We start from the raw sequence: 17,346 nt of genomic DNA on the forward strand, positions 1-17,346 counted from the left end.
AATAATGAAAATAACTGTAAAAGAACTAATAGAGCAATTAAAGGTTGAAGACCAAGATTTGGAAGTTTCTTTTGGGGGACTTGATTTTTATAGATTAAAGGACAGGGGAGGAGTTTTACAAGTTGAGTTTAGTCAGACAGTTTATTTAGATGATGAAGGTTTTGTAGTTGTTGAAAATCATTTAAAATCGAAGGAATTCAAATCTAAATAAATTTGTTTTTGTTGTGAGTATGCTGGTCTAAATCTTATATGAAATTTGAAGTTTATATTTATTATTGAAAGAAAATTATATTATGTCTGTAATACAAATTGATTTGCTGAAAAAATTCGGATTATCCGATGATGAGATCAATTTATACGGAACTGATTTTTTATTACAATATTTAAAATTTCATAAAACAAGAAAAATTGGTGTTTTCTTCTCAAATTTTAATAATGAGGAATTAACAACAATTAGAAATGTTGCGATTTTAAATAATTTAACGAATCTTACTAATTTTTCTAATTCTATAGATATATTTTGTGTAAAAGAAATTTTTAATGATGATTTAAAAATACAAGAAGCACAAAATTTTGCTATTGTTCTTTCGCAGGCAGATTTTTTAGAACTATTCACAGTTAGTGAATATTTAATAAATAAGAATGAAAATATCTGTCTAAATTCAATAAGAGAAGAGTTTAGAATTGTTAAACCTCTAAGTAATTTTGATTTTATTAGAAAAGTACAAAGTTATTCAGAGGAAAATAACGCTATATATGATGTGAATTTATATAAAGGAACTTGTTCTTGCAAAGATTATATTTTGAGTAATAGAAATCAATTTGTGAATGGAGATTTAAGAAGGTATTGTAAGCATTTACGAGATTCATATAATACCAGTTTTTCTCCAAAAGAATTAAAGGGGATAAATAAATATTTTATCCGAGAAAAATTTTATTTAAAACTGAATTTTGGTAAAATTAAGATTCAAGGACTTGACAACTATGTTTATTTGGCATATAATAATAATGAAGGAAATTGTGATTTTTATTTTCCAACAAAAAATGATTCTTTTGAAAAATATGGATATGATTATGAAACAAAATATTTTTATGATAAGCCTTATGGATATGCTACTATATTGCGTAAAGAATTAGATGATTATTTTAGAACAAAAAGAAAGTTTTATATTGAAAGACAAAATTCAAAGCAGAAAAAAGATAGTATAAAACGAGAAGAACAAAATGTTAATAATGTTGTGGGCTGTTTTGTTTTTATAATAATCATTGTGTCAATTTTGTATAGCCTTTTTTAATAGAAAAGATGAGATACCCCGAAAGCGCGGATTTGCAACCGTGCCCGCAAAGAGAATAAGTTTAGTTTGTCATTCCGAGGAACGAGGAATCACATTACATGAATTACTTGATGAGATTCCTCGTTCCTCGGAATGACAAGCTGGGTGGAGAAGTGGATGAGTTTCGTAGGAACGATACATTTTGTAGCAACGAAAATTTTCGGTTGGATGAAAATAGTGTTGAATTGTATAATGCCCGCGTGAGGGATAGTAGTGGAGCTCTTTTTTCTTGATTTTTCATCAAGAAAAAAAGCGGGAACGAATAGCCCGACCCGACTTTTTTTGGAGGGTCACGCCCAAATGAATTTGAAATTAAAATAAAATATAGCTGCAGTTTTTTGGACAGTAGACAAATAATAAAAACTCAGAATCTAAGCCACTTAGAAACTTAGTAACTCAAAATAAAAAAATGGGACACAATAAAAATAGAAGAAACCTTGTATTATCGGGATTAGAGCCTTTGATCATTACGCCGGACAGCGTATTTGTGAATGTTGGGGAGCGAACCAATGTAACAGGTTCTCGAAAGTTCCTTCGATTGATCAAGGAGGAAAAATATGAGGAAGCACTCGATATTGCGAGACAGCAGGTAGAAGGAGGGGCGCAGATCATCGATATAAATATGGATGAGGGAATGCTTGATGGTGCTTATGCGATGACCAAATTCCTGAATTTGATTGCTGCCGAGCCGGATATTTCTCGTGTGCCCATTATGATTGACAGCTCGAAATGGGAAATCATTGAGGCTGGTTTGAAAGTCGTGCAGGGAAAATGTGTGGTAAACTCAATTTCGTTGAAAGAAGGAGAAGAAGCATTTATTCACCATGCCAAATTAATCAAACGTTACGGAGCAGCGGCCATTATTATGGCTTTTGATGAGGTGGGACAAGCTGATAATTTTGACAGAAGAGTTGAGATTTGCCAGCGTTCGTATGATATTTTGGTCAACAAAGTAGATTTTGCTCCACAGGATATCATCTTCGATTTGAATATATTCCCCGTAGCGACCGGTATGGAGGAACACCGCTTGAATGCTTTGGATTTCTTTAGAGGAACCAAATGGGTTCGGGAAAATTTACCGCACGCACACATTAGCGGTGGGGTGAGTAACGTTTCGTTTTCGTTTAGAGGGAATGACACCGTGAGAGAAGCGATGCATTCGGTTTTCTTGTATCACGCCATTAAAAACGGAATGACAATGGGAATCGTAAATCCAGAAATGCTTTCGATTTACGATGAGATTCCAAAAGATTTATTGGAACACGTTGAGGATGTAATCTTGGACAGACGCGACGATGCCACTGAACGTTTATTGGATTTTGCAGAAAATGTAAAAGGCGATGTAAAGAGCAATGAGAAAGCGGTTCAAGAATGGCGTTCGGGAACGGTTCAGGAAAGAATCACGCATTCCTTGGTAAAAGGGGTGGACGAATTTATAGAAATTGATGTTGAGGAAGCGAGATTGGCTGCCACAAAACCTATCGAAGTTATCGAAATCAATTTGATGACGGGAATGAATGTTGTGGGGGATTTGTTTGGTTCTGGAAAAATGTTTTTGCCACAGGTGGTAAAATCGGCTCGTGTAATGAAAAAAGCCGTGGCTTATTTGTTACCGTTTATCGAAGCTGCTAAACAAGTAGGGGACAAATCAGGAAACGGTAAAATCTTGATGGCAACAGTAAAAGGAGATGTACACGATATTGGTAAAAATATTGTTTCGGTGGTATTGGCCTGCAATAACTATGAGATTGTAGATCTTGGAGTTATGGTGCCTCCCGAAAAAATTATTGCTGCAGCTATCGAACACAATGTAGATATTATTGGATTGAGCGGATTAATCACGCCGTCTTTGGACGAAATGGTTTATCTCGCAAAAGAATTAGATAAAAAAGGGATGAAAATCCCTGTAATGATTGGTGGTGCAACTACTTCGCGCGCGCATACTGCCGTGAAAATTGCACCTCAATATAGAGAAACGGTAATTCATGTGAACGATGCGTCGAGAGCTGTTACGGTGGCAGGAAACTTATTGGATCACAATAGAAAAATTTACGCAAGCGATATTCGTGCCGATTATGATGCGTTTAGAGAAACATTCTTGAACCGTTCTCGAGACAAGAATTTCCTAACGATCGAGCAAGCGCGTAAAAATAAATTACAATTGGATTGGAGGCATTTTGAGCCTGTAAAACCAAAAGTTATCGGGGAACAAATTGTCGAAGTAGATTTGGATGTATTGGTTCCGTATATCGACTGGACTCCGTTTTTCAGAACTTGGGAATTGTTCGGAAAATATCCGGCGATTTTGACCGATGAGGTTGTTGGAGAACAAGCGACTTCTGTTTTTGCAGATGCACAAGCAATGTTGGAAGTGATTTTGAAAGAGAAAAAATTACAAGCCAAAGGAATCTACGGAATTTTCCCTGCAAATCAAATCAATGATGATGATATCGAGTTGTACGAAGCCCCCCCGCCCCCGAAGGGGGAGCTACTTTGATAGTAGAAAAACAGTCTTGGGAAACAGCAAGTCCTGTTTTGTATGATGTTTTAAAAGAACGAGCTAAAGAGATGAGAAACAAACCAACTGAGGCTGAAAAAATGCTATGGAATGTCTTGTCTAACAAAGGAATTGAAGGTTTTAAATTTAGAAGACAGCACATAATAGGAGAATATATTGTTGATTTTGTGTGTTTAGAAAAAAAGTTAGTTATTGAAGTAGATGGCTCTATTCATAATTTGCCCGAACAAATTGAAGAAGATAAAGAGAGAACTATTTGGTTAGAATCAAAGGGTTTTAAAGTACTAAGATATACAAATCAGCAAGTTTTGAATAATTTATTTGAAACGATTGAGAATATTGGTAAAGAATTATTGAAAAAGGAGGAAGTTCCCCCTTTGGGGGTTAGGGGGCTATTCTTGACTTTGCGTCAGCAGTCACAAAAAACAAAAGGTGCGCCAAACATCGCATTAGCTGATTTTATCGCTCCGAAAGAGAGCGGGAAAGTGGATTATATGGGAGCATTTTGTGTAACCACCGGTTTTGGTGTTGACGAATGGGCAGCTGAATTCGAAAAGGATTTGGACGATTACAATTCGATTATGGTTAAAGCTTTGGCTGACCGTTTCGCAGAAGCATTTGCCGAATATTTACACGAAAAAATCCGTAAAGAAATTTGGGGTTATGCAGCCGATGAGGTTTTGAGCAAACAAGCACTTATCGAAGAAGATTATAAAGGAATTCGTCCAGCGCCGGGTTATCCTGCCTGTCCGGATCACTTGGAAAAACCAACTATTTGGAAACTTTTAAATGTAGAAAAAGAAATTGGAGTAACCTTGACCGAAAGTATGGCAATGTGGCCGGCTTCTTCGGTTTCGGGATATTATTTCGGAAACCCAGAAAGCAGGTACTTTGGTCTTGGAAAAATAAAAGAAGACCAAGTTATTGATTACGCCAAAAGAAGAAGCGTTTCAACAGATGTTGCCATGAAATGGCTGAATCCAAATATTGCAGATTAGGTTTTAGTTGTCAGTTGATGGTTGTTGGATTTTATAGTAAGCTGATTCAATGCATTCCATCAACCAATAACTACCAACCAACAACTAAATAAAAAATGGAGTACAGTAAATTAGAGGTTTGGATAGAAGCTAGAAAATTGGTGAATTTGTTATATGATTCAACTAAATTATTTCCAAAAGAAGAATTATTTGGTTTAACAAATCAAATGCGAAGATCGGCAGTTTCAATACCTTCGAATATAGCAGAAGGTTGTGGACGACAAACTTCTAAAGAGACATTGCACTTTTTGCATATTGCAAGAGGTTCTCTATATGAATTAGAAACACAATATTATTTAGCTTTAGATCAAAAATATATTATCGAAAATGATTTTAATATTGCTTTCGAACAGATGCAAGGATGCAAAAAACTATTAAACGGGTTTATAAACTATTATAAAAATAAAATTTAGTTAATGGATATAGTTACTGGCTTTCAACCATCAACCATCAACCATCAACTTTCAACTAGAAAAAAATGAAGGTAACACAGCATATAGAAAAAGCCAAAGGAAATACATTATTCTCTTTCGAAATTATACCGCCTCAAAAAGGCAAAAGTATTCAGGAATTATACGACAATATCGATCCATTGATGGAGTTCAAACCGCCATTTATTGATGTAACAACTTCTCGTGAGGAGTACATTTACATTGATAAGGGAAATGGTTTATTGGACAAAAAATTAACTAGAATGCGTCCGGGAACGTTGGGAATTTGTGCTTCCATAAAACACAAATACAATGTAGATACTGTACCACACTTGCTTTGCGGAGGTTTTACCAAAGAGGAAACCGAATATATGCTTGTAGATTGTCATTATCTTGGAATCAATAACGTGATGGCTCTTCGCGGTGATGCCATGAAGGACGAACAGTCTTTTGTTCCAAAAGCGGGAGGAAATAATTTTGCTGTAGATTTGGTTGCTCAGATCAATCAATTGAATTGCGGAAAATACCTTCACGATGTTATGGACATTGACAACAAAGCTGATTTTTGTATTGGAGTGGCTGGTTATCCAGAGAAACATTTAGAATCTCCTTCTTTAATGTCAGATTTAAAAAGACTGAAAGAGAAAGTAGATGCAGGTGCCGATTATGTGGTGACTCAAATGTTTTTTGACAATGCCAAATATTTTGAGTTTGTTGCCAAAGCAAGAGAAATGGGAATTACAGTTCCAATTATTCCGGGAATCAAACCTATAGCGGTTCAAAAACATTTACAGATTTTACCGCAGATTTTCCGAATCGATTTACCGGAAGATTTAATAAATGCTGTGGAAAAGTGCAAGAATAACGCAGAAATTCGCCAAGTGGGTATCGAGTGGGCTATTCAGCAATCCATTGAGTTGAAAGCAGCTGGAGTTCCTGTTTTGCATTATTATTCAATGGGAAAATCAGAAAATATCAGACAGATAGCAAGCCAGATTTTTTAGAACCATTCAACATATTTTATACAAAACCAGTCTTTTTAAAGGCTGGTTTTTTTTTGAAAGCCTACTGTTATTTTTGAGCTTAGCATTAAAATGCTATATTTGATTTTAATATTATAGCTTTTCCCCATGAAACCCATTTATTATACTTTCTTAGCCACTGCAATTACAATAGTTTCTTGTAAAAATAATGAAGAAACGACTAAAGCTGTTCCTAAGGTAATTACACCTTTTACGCAGCAAACTTTAGCAACTGCACAAACTGAACAGCAAGTTGCTCCACAACAACATAATTTATTTCACGAAAATAATGCTGTTAGGACACCATCAGTGGCAGCAGGAATAAATCCCGCACACGGACAACCTAATCATAGATGTGATATTCCAGTTGGAGCACCACTGAATTCTCCAGCTAATGGAACAGCAGTTACACAACAGCCTAATCAGGTGCAAATGCAGCCACAAGTGCAAACCATAACACAAGCTGCAGTTGCAAAAACAGTAACTCCAAAAGGTATGAATCCGCCTCACGGACAGCCAAATCACCGTTGTGATATTCCAGTTGGAGCGCCATTAAATTCAAAACCTGCAGCAGTAGCTACACCTGCACCATCTTCAGGTGAAATAAGCAAAAATATTACGGTACAGCCTCCAGTTCCAGCGTTATTATCTACAAGTTCAGCAAATGTTGTGACTCCAGAAGGAATGAATCCACCACACGGACAAGCAGGACACCGCTGCGATATTGCAGTTGGAGCACCTTTGCCAAAAACTTAGTTTTTTGAGAATATGATTTAGTCAAAAAATAGTGATATTTCCAAATTGTCTTTTTTTTAAAAAATAAAATAATTTTAAAAAGCCATGAATTTGGCTTTTTTTGTTGCAGAATAATTGTATTTAAATCAAAAAAAGCATCTGTTGAAAATTTAACTGCAATACAAATTTTCTTTGCAAAGGTTTCTTATTGGCTTTTTAGGAATGTTTATTTAATAACATAAACTCGATTATTAATTTTTGGAGCAGAAAGATTAGGCATTTTCAGCAAGTATCGTCCCGCTATCCGCTATAATCTTGTGATCCGAACCCCGGCTCACAAGGATTTTTGCTTCTATCGGAGCTAAAAGTAAATATTTTGTCTTTTTGCAATCATTAAAAAAATAAGACTTAACTATATGTCAACGGTTGAAATCGCTGGAGATAATAATAATCAAGTTCAGGTTAATAGATAAGGATTTAATTTTCATCGATTGATAGTAGTGACTGGTATAAGATTTTTGAGAATAAGTTTGTTATGGGGTAGTTTTACTTTAAATAAACTACTCTATTTTGAATCTAAAACATCTTATTACACTGCTGATTAGCGTTTTTTTATTCCCACAATTGCATGCCCAGCTATGTACAGGCAGTTTGGGCGACCCTGTTGTTAAATTAGATTTTGGCTCAGGAACATCGACACATGGCTCGGCTTTAGGAACGGGAATTACAAGTTATGCTTGGACAACGGCTGATTTTCCGAGTGATGGTTCTTATACGGTTGAAAAAACTACTAATACTGCTGGCACTTGGTGGACGACTACAGATCATACAGGCGGAGGTTATATGATGGTGGTGAATGCCAGTTTTTCAACCACTGATTATTTTTATAAAAATACGGTTTCAGGCTTGTGTGCAGGTACTACATATGAGTTTGCCGCTTGGATTATGAATCTTTTGAGAAGCCAAGACAATAGTCCTCCCAACATTACTTTTACAATTGAAGATACCAGCGGGACTATTCTTGGAACATATAATACAGGAAATATTGGGCTTTCAAGCAGTGCCGTATGGAAGCAATACGGATTTTTTTTCACCACGCCATCAGGAGTTTCAACGGTTGTTATTCGAATGCGGAATAATAAAGCAGGTGCCGCTCCGGGTAATGATATTGCTCTGGATGATATTACTTTTAGAGCCTGTGGACCCACTGTAACTTCGGAAATTGTAAATCAGTCAGTAACGAATCTGGAAGTATGCGAAAACGAATCAAAATCAATAACTCTTAGCGGATCCGTTTCGTCTTCTGCTTATACAACGGTTGGCTATCAATGGCAAAACAGTACTGATGGAGGGCTAACATGGACTGATATTTCGGGAGAAAACAAAGCCACTTATACTTTTGTCTCAGGTGCTGTGGGCACTTATAAGTATAGATTAGCAACTGCTGACAGTTCTAATATCAGTTCGAGTAATTGTCGCGTTTTTTCTAACAAAATAACAATCAATGTAAAATCAGGACCAATTCAGTCTACTGCAGAAACGATACAGCCCAATTGCGATGTGCCTTCGGGAACGATTACGGTTACAGCTCCAACAGGACTTTTGTATAGCGTAGATGATGTTAATTATCAATCCTCGATGGTTTTTTCAGGTTTGGCAGGAGGTGATTATAAGGTAACTTCCAAAAGGTCCAGTTGCGTTTCGAGTCCAGTTATGGCTCATATTAATTTGACAGCTATTTCTAGTGCAACTCCAATAGTAGATATTATCCAACCAGTAATTTGTAATAATCCTTATGGTACGATCACGGTTACCAGTTTGGATGCTGAGTATAGTTTTGATAATGGTTTAACTTGGCAGACCAGTAATGTGAAAACAGGATTTGTTCCAGGGGATTATTTAGTCAAAACGCGAAACAGCAGTTTATGTGAAACCACACCAATTAGTGCAACAATTAGTATCCCGCCAGGATATCCGCCAACACCTACTGTAAGTATTACTCAGCCGGATTGCAGTACACCAACCGGAACGGTGATCGTTTCAGATAATGCAGCGTCATATAGCTTTGATGGAGGTCAAAATTGGACAGCAAGCAATACTAAAACTAGTTTGGTTCCGGGAATCTATCAAGTCTTGATAAAAAATACAATTGGCTGTATTTCGCTTGTAGCAAATGCTGCCGAAATCAAAGCTTTTGTAAATACAGAACCGCTTCCGGTTACAACAACACCACAAATTTTTTGTGTGCAGCAAAATGCTACGATTAGCGGCATTGTGATTTCAGGAACAAATATAAAATGGTATGACGCTGCCACAAATGGAAATCTGCTGTCGAGTACAACAATACTGCAGAACAAAACGTATTATGCTTCGCAAACTGTAGCTTCCTGCGAAAGTTTGCGAATCCCGGCAGTAATAAATATTCAAAACACTTCAGTACCAACGGGTGACTTGGTGCAGAATTTTTGCACCACACAAAAAGCAACTATTGCCAGTTTGTCAGTTACTGGAACAAATATTATTTGGTACGACAATGCCACAAATGGTACTGTTTTGCCAAGTACAACTGCTTTGGTAAATGGCGTAACTTATTATGCTACGCAAACGGCAAATGGTTGTGAAAGTGTAAACAGATTGGCTGTTTTGGTATCAATAGTCATTCCAAGTTTGACAGTAAATGATATTGCAGATTTTATTTGTGACGATGCGAGTGATGGTTTGGAACTAGTGGATTTAACGGCTTATAATTCAAAAATAGCTTCTTGCAGTACCTGTGCTTTTACGTATTTTACATCATTATTTGGTGCAGAAAATCAAACTACAGCCGATCAAATTACAACATCAACAAACTATAATTTGGTGTTAGGAACTTCTATAGTTTATGTCAGAATTGATTCTAATGATAAATGTTATCAAGTTGGCAAGTTGAGTCTGACACTGATGAGTGAGCCTGTTCTTTCAATTCCTGAAAGTATTGCTGTCTGCGAAAATCATGATGTTACCATAAATGCGGGTTCAGGTTTTGACAGCTATTTATGGTCAACTTTAGAAACCGCACCTTCAATTACAGTTTCAAATGTTGGCACTTATTCGGTAACAGTAACCCAAAATCATGGAAGTACAGTTTGTACAGCGACCAAAAGTTTTTCGGTAGTGTTGTCAAATGTTGCTGTAATTTCGACCGAAACTCAGGATTGGACTGATACTGAAAATGTAATCGCAGTTTATGTTTCCAGTTCAAGTGTAGGGAACTACGAGTATTCACTAGACGGGATTACCTATCAGGACAGCAATACTTTTTCGGGATTAATTAGTGGCGATTATATGGTTTATGTTCGAGACAAAAATGGCTGCGGGATTGCCAGTCAGGAAGTTTATATTTTGAATTATCCAAAGTTTTTCACACCCAATGGAGATGGATATAATGATACTTGGGCTATTCGTTTTTCCGAATCAGAACCAAAACTCATGGTTAAAATATTTGATCGATATGGTAAATTTATTAAAGAATTAAATGCTGTTTCAGCTTGGGATGGCACTTATAATGGACATGAATTGCCTTCCACCGATTATTGGTTTGTTGTGACTAGAGCCAATGGCAAGGTATATAAAGGTCATTTTGCTATGAAAAGATAGATGAATGTTTTTTGTAAGTCAAGTTAGATAATTCAGTATATTCGAAGATTAAATTTTCTAACTAAAATTGAAATGAATCCAACTCTTCAACAAGATTTACAAGATATTGAGCATATTCTTGAACAAGTAAAACAACATGGAATTGATTTTCTGAATGCTATAGATACAATTCCAACTTCCACACAAAATACTATTGATACAAACGCAAATTTGAATGATTTTGGGTTAGGATCATTGTCTGCTTTGGAAGTATTCAAGCAGCGATTGGCTCCATTGATGGTTTCACAAGCTGGACCAAGATATTGGGGATTTGTAACTGGAGGTGCTACACCAGCTTCTATAGCCGGCGATTGGCTCACAACTATTTATGATCCAAATGCACAAGCAACAAAAGCACAGGGAGGAGTTTCGGCATTGATCGAAATAGAAACTATTAATAAATTGCTACAATTATTGGTTTTGCCAAAATCATTTTTGGGCGGATTTGTAACAGGTGCAACGATGTCAAATTTTACTTGTTTGGCCGTGGCTCGACAATGGTTCGGAAAAGAATTGGGTCATGATTTTGCTAAAAACGGAATTACAGGGCCCTTAAATATTTTGACAGCAGCGCCACATTCTTCTTCGGTAAAATGTTTGGCAATGTTAGGAATTGGAAGCCAGAATTTCACTAAAATAAAAACAGTTGAAGGAAATCGGGAAGCTATTGATATAGCCGATTTAGAACAAAATATAAAGAATTTAAACGGTCAGCCATTTATTTTAATATCAAGTGCAGGAACAGTCAACTCAGCCGATTTTGATGATTTTATTGCGATTTCAAAACTGAAAGAAAAATATAATTTTTGGTGGCATATTGATGCTGCTTTTGGAGGTTTTGCAGCTTGTTCTCCAAAATACAAACATTTGGTAAACGGTTGGAAAAACGCAGACAGTATTACGATTGACTGTCATAAATGGCTCAATGTTCCTTACGAAAGTGCTTTTTATTTGGTGAAAGAACAACATAAAAATCTTCAAGTTGAAACGTTTCAAAATTCGAATGCTCCTTATTTGGGAGATCCGTTGGAGAATTTTAGTTATCTGAATTTCTTGCCTGAGAATTCCCGACGCCTGAAAGCTTTACCCGTTTGGTTCTCATTATTGGCGTATGGAAAGCAAGGATTTAAAGATATAGTAGAAAATAGCGTTGCAAGAGCATTGCAGTTTGATGCTTTTATAGCTAATGATGAAAGTTTTGAATTATTAGCACCAACTCGCCTTAATAACGTTTGTTTTACTTTGGAGGGTGACCATAATCAGGAAAAAGTGAATTCATTTTTGATGCATCTCAATGATAAAGGCAAAGTGTTTATGACTCCAACAGTGTATCAAAATAGAAAAGGAATCCGAGCTTCGTTTGTGAATTGGAGAACAAACGAATTGGATGTTCAGTTGGTAATTAAAGTGATGAAAGAGAGTGTTTTGGAATTGGAAATAGAATAGTTATTTCTGAATCAATACCTAAAATGCTTTATATTTGAGATTGTTCTAGCAATACTATAAAAGCTATAATTATTTTAATATGCTGAATTTTCCAATCATAATGGGTATTACATCAGGAGCTACATTTTTGTTGGGCTTTTTGCTTCTTGCTCATTCTCGAAAAGTAAACCCGATTGCTAACAGATATCTTGGATTATTTGTTCTTACGCTTGGATTGGCAATGCTCGAAATTCCTTTGTTTTACCAAAACTTCCATTTAAAACATCCCAATATATTTGAATTGATAGGTTTGGTACGGTTTCTGACAGCTCCTTTTCTTTATATCAGTATTTTATATTTTACATCATTGCAGAAAAAGTTTGAAAAGAAAATTTTATGGCACTTTTTACCCTTTCTGATTTTTCTGCTTTTCAGATTTCCTTTTTTTATTACAGGAAAAAATTTTGAATTCAGTTATGCAGTTGGGAGAGTAGTGTTTTTTATTTTGCAAACAGCATTACCGCTTCAAGCTATAATTTATTGGTATTTGTCTTTTAGTAAATTACAAAAGCACATAAAATATATACGTCAGTTCTCGTCAGCAACCGAGGAAATAGACTTGTCTTGGTTAAGATATTTTTTATTGGTTTTGATTCTAATTATAGTTGCGTGGTTCAATCTTGTCTTTTTCGACTTGCAAAATTTAACGCAGCTTACTCCATTTTTATATCTTTCCTGTATCTTTTTTCTAGCTTATTTTTCTTTGCAGCAAAAAGAAGTTTTTGATTTTAATAAAAGTGACTTAAATGAGTTAGCCACTATTGAAATAAGCAAAAAGGAAAATCCAAAACGTGTTTCAGAAAACCGATTGAACGAATTAGACAAAAAATTGCAGGCGCTTATGAATTTGGAAAAAGTGTATTTAGAAAATGATTTAAGTCTGCCAAAATTAGCAAAAAGCATGAATGCCAGCTGTAATGAAACGTCGTTTGTAATCAACGAATTGTACCGTGATAACTTTTATAATTTTATAAATAAATACCGAGTAGAAGAAGCAAAAATACTATTGCTGTCTGAAAAATACAGTCAATTAAATATTCTGGGAATTGCTTATGAATCTGGATTTAATTCTAAAACTACTTTTAATACCACTTTTAAAAAACACACTGGTCTTTCTCCAACCGAGTTTGTGAAATCAAATATATTCTTAGAAAAAAAAGAAGCCTAAATACGTTCGAACGGATACATCGGAACATTTGACATTTGATTTATAGCCAATTTTGAGGCATATTAATTCAAATGAAAAACACCATGTTAGAACAATCAACTTTAGAATTTTCAGATTCAATTTTAAAAAAATTAGGCACTTCTATAATACTTGGATTTGTGCTTACTGCTTTAATATTAATGCTTGGTAACGGCGGAAATGTTTTTTGGCTTCCACCAATATTAGTTTTTTCCTTAGTTGGAATTGCTTTATTGAGTGCTATACTGTTTCCGTTTATCTGGCATTATTTAGAAAGAAAGCAAAAAATTAACAGCACAAAAATTTATGGATTTTTATATAGCGGAATTCGATATGCTATAGCTTTTAATATTGCCAGTTTTGGTTGGAAAAAATTTTATGGACTCCAGTTTATTGTGCCTGCTGAAATTGCAAATTTGCCTATGAATCAGCAATCGGGTGAGTGGCTGACTTGGTTTTATTTTGGCCACTCACATGCTTTCGGAATCATAATAGCAGTAATTCAGCTAGTTGGAGGTTATCTATTGTTGTTCCGAAGAACATTGCTGATAGGTTCCATAATTTTGTTTGCGCTGCTCTCTAATTTGACTTTAATTAATATTTTTTATCAAATGAATGCTGGTGCATTAGTGCAGTCTGTAGTATTGACGATTGGTGTTTTGTTCTTGATTTTATTAGAATATAAAAAGCTGGTTTTCTTTTTTCTTAAAACAAAATCCAATTTGCCTTCATTGAACTTCAATAGTGTTTTTGTAAAAAATAGTATTCGTCTTTCGGCAATAGTATTGTCGTTATTATTTACAATCTATTTAAAATCATTGGTAAAATAAAAAAAGAAAGCTCGTTTAAATTGGATTTAAATGAACTTTCTTTTTTTATCTGCAAACTGAAACTGCAAACTAAAATCTGCAAACTTATTTTGTAATTTCCCTAAACACAGTTTCTAAATTTTTGTTCTTCTGGTTGAGCTGCAAAGTCTTCAATCCATTATCGTAAGCAAAGTCAAAAACTGTTGGTCGCATATCTTTATCAGAAACAAAAGTAAGTTCCCAAGAAAATCCATGACTGTTTTTGAAAGATTTCAAATGAGGAATTTGAGCAATAAGATCTTCTTCCGCTTTTTTGTCAAATTCTACTTCGATTACCTGTTCTTTATCGGCGGAGATTAAGTTATCTAATTTTTTATCAGCGACGATGTGTCCTTTGTCAATAATAATCACTCGATCGCAAATCGCTTCTACTTCCTGCATAATGTGAGTCGAAAGGAAAACCGTTTTGTCTTTACCAACGTTTTTAATCACATTTCTGATTTCGACCAATTGATTTGGATCTAATCCTGTTGTAGGTTCGTCTAAAATTAAAACATCGGGATTGTGTAATAATGCATTTGCAAGACCTACTCTTTGACGATAGCCTTTGGATAATTGGCCAATTTTTTTATGGCTCTCGGTTTGTAAACCCGTTAGCTGAATCACTTCTTCGATTCTTGATTTAGCTACCTTATATACATCGGCGTTAAAAGCCAGATATTCTCTAACGTATAAATCTAAATACAAAGGATTGTGTTCCGGCAGATATCCAATAGAAAGCTGTACCGATTTTTCTTGGGTGTTTACATCAAAGTCATTGACAAGTGCCACACCAGAATCTGCATTGATGTAGGTGGTCAATATTTTCATCAAAGTCGATTTTCCAGCACCATTGGGCCCTAGAAAACCAACAATTTCTCCCTTTTTAACAGAAAAGGAAATATTGTCCAATGCTTTTTGAGCACCATAACTTTTCGAAATGTTTTTTACTTCTATTGACATAAAACTTTATTTGATGCAAAAGTAATTAGAAAATATATAGTTCTTCATTAATCGGAAAAAATTATGTTTTAATTGACAACGAACAAAAGGCTTAGATAAATAAAAATTGTATGAAAATTATTCAAAAACTGGCACAGTTCTTGTTAAGTGATTACTAATTTTTAACAAATCAAAAAACAAACTATGAAAAAAACATTAGTAATTCTTGCACTAGCTATGATAAGCTTTGCAAATGCTCAAAAGGGGACGTACTTGGTATCAGGAAACATGAGTTTTTGGTCTAACAAAGACTCTAGTCAAGGGAGTGAATCAAAGGATAGAAACTTTAATTTTTCTCCAAAAGTGGGGTATCAGTTCAAGGATAATTGGACAGTAGGGGTTGAAACTGGATTTTCATCTTCTAAAAATGAATACACTTATCTAGAAAATGCATCGAATAATCAGGAAAGAATAACTAAAAACTTTTCAGCAGGAGCTTTTGTTAGGTATTCAAAATCATTGAGTCAAACGTTTTTGCTATATGCTGATTTAGGTGCAGGTTACAAGAATAGTAAAGAAACTTATACTTATTTATTATACCCCGAAAATAATTCAAAAACTACTTTTGATGGTATTTATGCGAGTTTTGCACCTGGTTTGTTTTTAAATATTAAAAATAATTTTGGGTTAAATTTTGGTATTGGAGGTTTGTCATATTCAAATACAAAGAGTGATCAATATAATAGAAGTAATAGCAATTTTTATTTCAATTTTGGACAGTCATTTAATATAGGAATTTCAAAAAATTTCTAATGCCTAATTGTATTTAATGATTTCAAAAGCACTCGTTCATTGAGTGCTTTTTTGTTTTATAGTAGTGTTGTAAAATTATAAATATTTATTTTGTTTTGAAATCAATAATTTTAATCACTCAAAAATCTTTTTTTTTATGGAATAGCAATTTTAAAGCTAGTTTAACAAAGAAATCTCTTTTTGTTAAACAAAATATTATTTTTATTTTGGGCAAGCCGAAATAAGTTATACATTTGCATCAAATAATTGAAACCCACAATAAAAAAGCTTTTCTATCAAATGAAAAAAAAGTGGGTTCCTGACAACAAAAATTTAAATCCTTCTTCGGAAGAAACACAAACAATACAATGTCTAATAACCGTTTTTATTTTAGCAACTCTTTTTATTTCTTCTTTAGGAAGTAAGGGATTGTGCTATGGTTATTTGAAAAACAAGAAACAAATAAAACTAATATACAATCCTGATGAAAATCAGGATTTTTTTTTGACCCAATGAGAACGAAAATTGCAATACAAGGAATTATAGGATCTTTCCACCATCAAGTGGCTCAAGACTATTTTTATCAAAATATAGAAGTAGACGAATGTCTGTCTTTTGAAGAATTGGTAGCTAGTTTATTGTCGGGGAAATCAGATCAAGCAGTAATGGCCATAGAAAATTCCATCGCGGGACCAATAATTCCAAATTACGCACTGATTGACAAAAACAATCTTCACATTATTGGAGAGCATTATTTGGATATTCATCAAAATTTAATGGCACTCAAAGGTCAAAAAATAGAAGATATCCAAGAAGTGCATTCACATCCGATGGCTTTATTGCAATGTATGGAGTTTTTGAAAAAATATCCAAACATAAAATTGGTAGAAGACAAGGATACTGCCGAAACTGCCAGAAGAATTCACGAAAAACAATTAAAAGGGATTGCTGCAATTGCAAGCAAAACAGCATCCGAAATGTATGATCTGGAAATTCTGGCTCCCGAAATCCAAACGATAAACAATAATATGACTCGTTTTGTGATTATCAAAAAAGAAAAAGAATATGCAGAAGAAACCGAAATCAGCAGAGCTTCGATAAAATTTGAATTGGATCACAAAAGAGGAAGCCTTGCGGCAGTACTGAATGTAATGAGTGACTGCAAATTGAATTTGACTAAAATTCAGTCGCTGCCAAAAATTGAAACGCCTTGGAAATATTCGTTTTTCGTAGATGTAACTTTTGAGAAATACGAAGACTTTGCTAAAGCAAAATCACTATTGCAGATTATGGCTGAGTATTTTAAAGTATTGGGAGAATATAAAAACACCAAACCCTAAA

The 17,346-nt window shown here is 34.6% G+C and carries 15 protein-coding genes; 14 read left to right on the plus strand and 1 reads right to left on the minus strand.

Features of this window, described 5'->3' with window-relative positions; translation table 11 throughout:
- Window positions 1-4 precede the first annotated feature (4 nt).
- From CLU83_RS19215 to CLU83_RS19265, 11 genes are all read left to right on the plus strand, one after another.
- The gene (locus CLU83_RS19215; protein ID WP_100433097.1) at window positions 5-211 is read left to right on the plus strand and encodes a hypothetical protein; all 207 of its coding nucleotides are present in this window, start codon (window positions 5-7) and stop codon (window positions 209-211) included.
- Window positions 212-293: 82 nt separating this feature from the next.
- The gene (locus CLU83_RS19220) at window positions 294-1,295 is read left to right on the plus strand and encodes a hypothetical protein (RefSeq protein ID WP_100433098.1); all 1,002 of its coding nucleotides are present in this window, start codon (window positions 294-296) and stop codon (window positions 1,293-1,295) included.
- Between the two features lie 448 nt (window positions 1,296-1,743).
- Window positions 1,744-3,831: a dihydropteroate synthase gene (locus CLU83_RS19225; protein ID WP_369828785.1), complete on the plus strand. Its 2,088-nt coding sequence runs from the start codon at window positions 1,744-1,746 to the stop codon at window positions 3,829-3,831.
- A gap of 101 nt (window positions 3,832-3,932) precedes the next feature.
- Entirely contained in the window at window positions 3,933-4,850 is a 918-nt protein-coding gene (locus CLU83_RS22700) for a vitamin B12 dependent-methionine synthase activation domain-containing protein (protein ID WP_369828810.1), read from the plus strand.
- A 95-nt stretch (window positions 4,851-4,945) separates the two neighbouring features.
- Window positions 4,946-5,302 carry a four helix bundle protein gene (locus tag CLU83_RS19235; protein WP_100433100.1) on the plus strand — a complete coding sequence of 119 codons (357 nt, stop codon included), beginning with the start codon at window positions 4,946-4,948 and terminating at the stop codon, window positions 5,300-5,302.
- A gap of 65 nt (window positions 5,303-5,367) precedes the next feature.
- The gene (metF, locus tag CLU83_RS19240) at window positions 5,368-6,324 is read left to right on the plus strand and encodes a methylenetetrahydrofolate reductase [NAD(P)H] (protein ID WP_100433101.1); all 957 of its coding nucleotides are present in this window, start codon (window positions 5,368-5,370) and stop codon (window positions 6,322-6,324) included.
- 126 nt (window positions 6,325-6,450) lie between these two features.
- Window positions 6,451-7,098: a hypothetical protein gene (locus CLU83_RS19245; protein ID WP_100433102.1), complete on the plus strand. Its 648-nt coding sequence runs from the start codon at window positions 6,451-6,453 to the stop codon at window positions 7,096-7,098.
- Between the two features lie 549 nt (window positions 7,099-7,647).
- Window positions 7,648-10,713 carry a T9SS type B sorting domain-containing protein gene (locus CLU83_RS19250; RefSeq protein WP_157802148.1) on the plus strand — a complete coding sequence of 1,022 codons (3,066 nt, stop codon included), beginning with the start codon at window positions 7,648-7,650 and terminating at the stop codon, window positions 10,711-10,713.
- Between the two features lie 72 nt (window positions 10,714-10,785).
- The gene (locus CLU83_RS19255) at window positions 10,786-12,198 is read left to right on the plus strand and encodes a pyridoxal-dependent decarboxylase (RefSeq protein WP_100433104.1); all 1,413 of its coding nucleotides are present in this window, start codon (window positions 10,786-10,788) and stop codon (window positions 12,196-12,198) included.
- A 79-nt stretch (window positions 12,199-12,277) separates the two neighbouring features.
- The gene (locus tag CLU83_RS19260; protein WP_100433105.1) at window positions 12,278-13,405 is read left to right on the plus strand and encodes an AraC family transcriptional regulator; all 1,128 of its coding nucleotides are present in this window, start codon (window positions 12,278-12,280) and stop codon (window positions 13,403-13,405) included.
- Window positions 13,406-13,488: 83 nt separating this feature from the next.
- Window positions 13,489-14,253 carry a hypothetical protein gene (locus tag CLU83_RS19265; RefSeq protein ID WP_100433106.1) on the plus strand — a complete coding sequence of 255 codons (765 nt, stop codon included), beginning with the start codon at window positions 13,489-13,491 and terminating at the stop codon, window positions 14,251-14,253.
- An 84-nt stretch (window positions 14,254-14,337) separates the two neighbouring features.
- Here the strand turns inward: CLU83_RS19265 and gldA are convergent, their stop codons facing one another.
- Window positions 14,338-15,234, minus strand: a complete 897-nt coding sequence (gldA, locus tag CLU83_RS19270) for a gliding motility-associated ABC transporter ATP-binding subunit GldA (protein ID WP_100433107.1) — start codon at window positions 15,232-15,234, stop codon at window positions 14,338-14,340.
- A 183-nt stretch (window positions 15,235-15,417) separates the two neighbouring features.
- Between gldA and CLU83_RS19275 the strand changes: the two genes are divergently transcribed.
- The 3 genes from CLU83_RS19275 (at window position 15,418) to CLU83_RS19285 (ending at window position 17,345) form a co-directional block, all read left to right on the plus strand.
- Window positions 15,418-16,026, plus strand: a complete 609-nt coding sequence (locus CLU83_RS19275) for an outer membrane beta-barrel protein (protein WP_100433108.1) — start codon at window positions 15,418-15,420, stop codon at window positions 16,024-16,026.
- Window positions 16,027-16,305: 279 nt separating this feature from the next.
- Complete coding sequence (locus tag CLU83_RS19280) at window positions 16,306-16,521, plus strand: hypothetical protein (protein ID WP_100433109.1); 216 nt, start codon at window positions 16,306-16,308, stop codon at window positions 16,519-16,521.
- Entirely contained in the window at window positions 16,518-17,345 is an 828-nt protein-coding gene (locus CLU83_RS19285) for a prephenate dehydratase (RefSeq protein ID WP_100433110.1), read from the plus strand. Before CLU83_RS19280 ends, CLU83_RS19285 begins: the two co-directional genes overlap by 4 nt.
- Window position 17,346: the final 1 nt, after the last annotated feature.

The sequence above is a fragment of the Flavobacterium sp. 1 genome (assembly GCF_002797935.1).
Taxonomy (GTDB): domain Bacteria; phylum Bacteroidota; class Bacteroidia; order Flavobacteriales; family Flavobacteriaceae; genus Flavobacterium.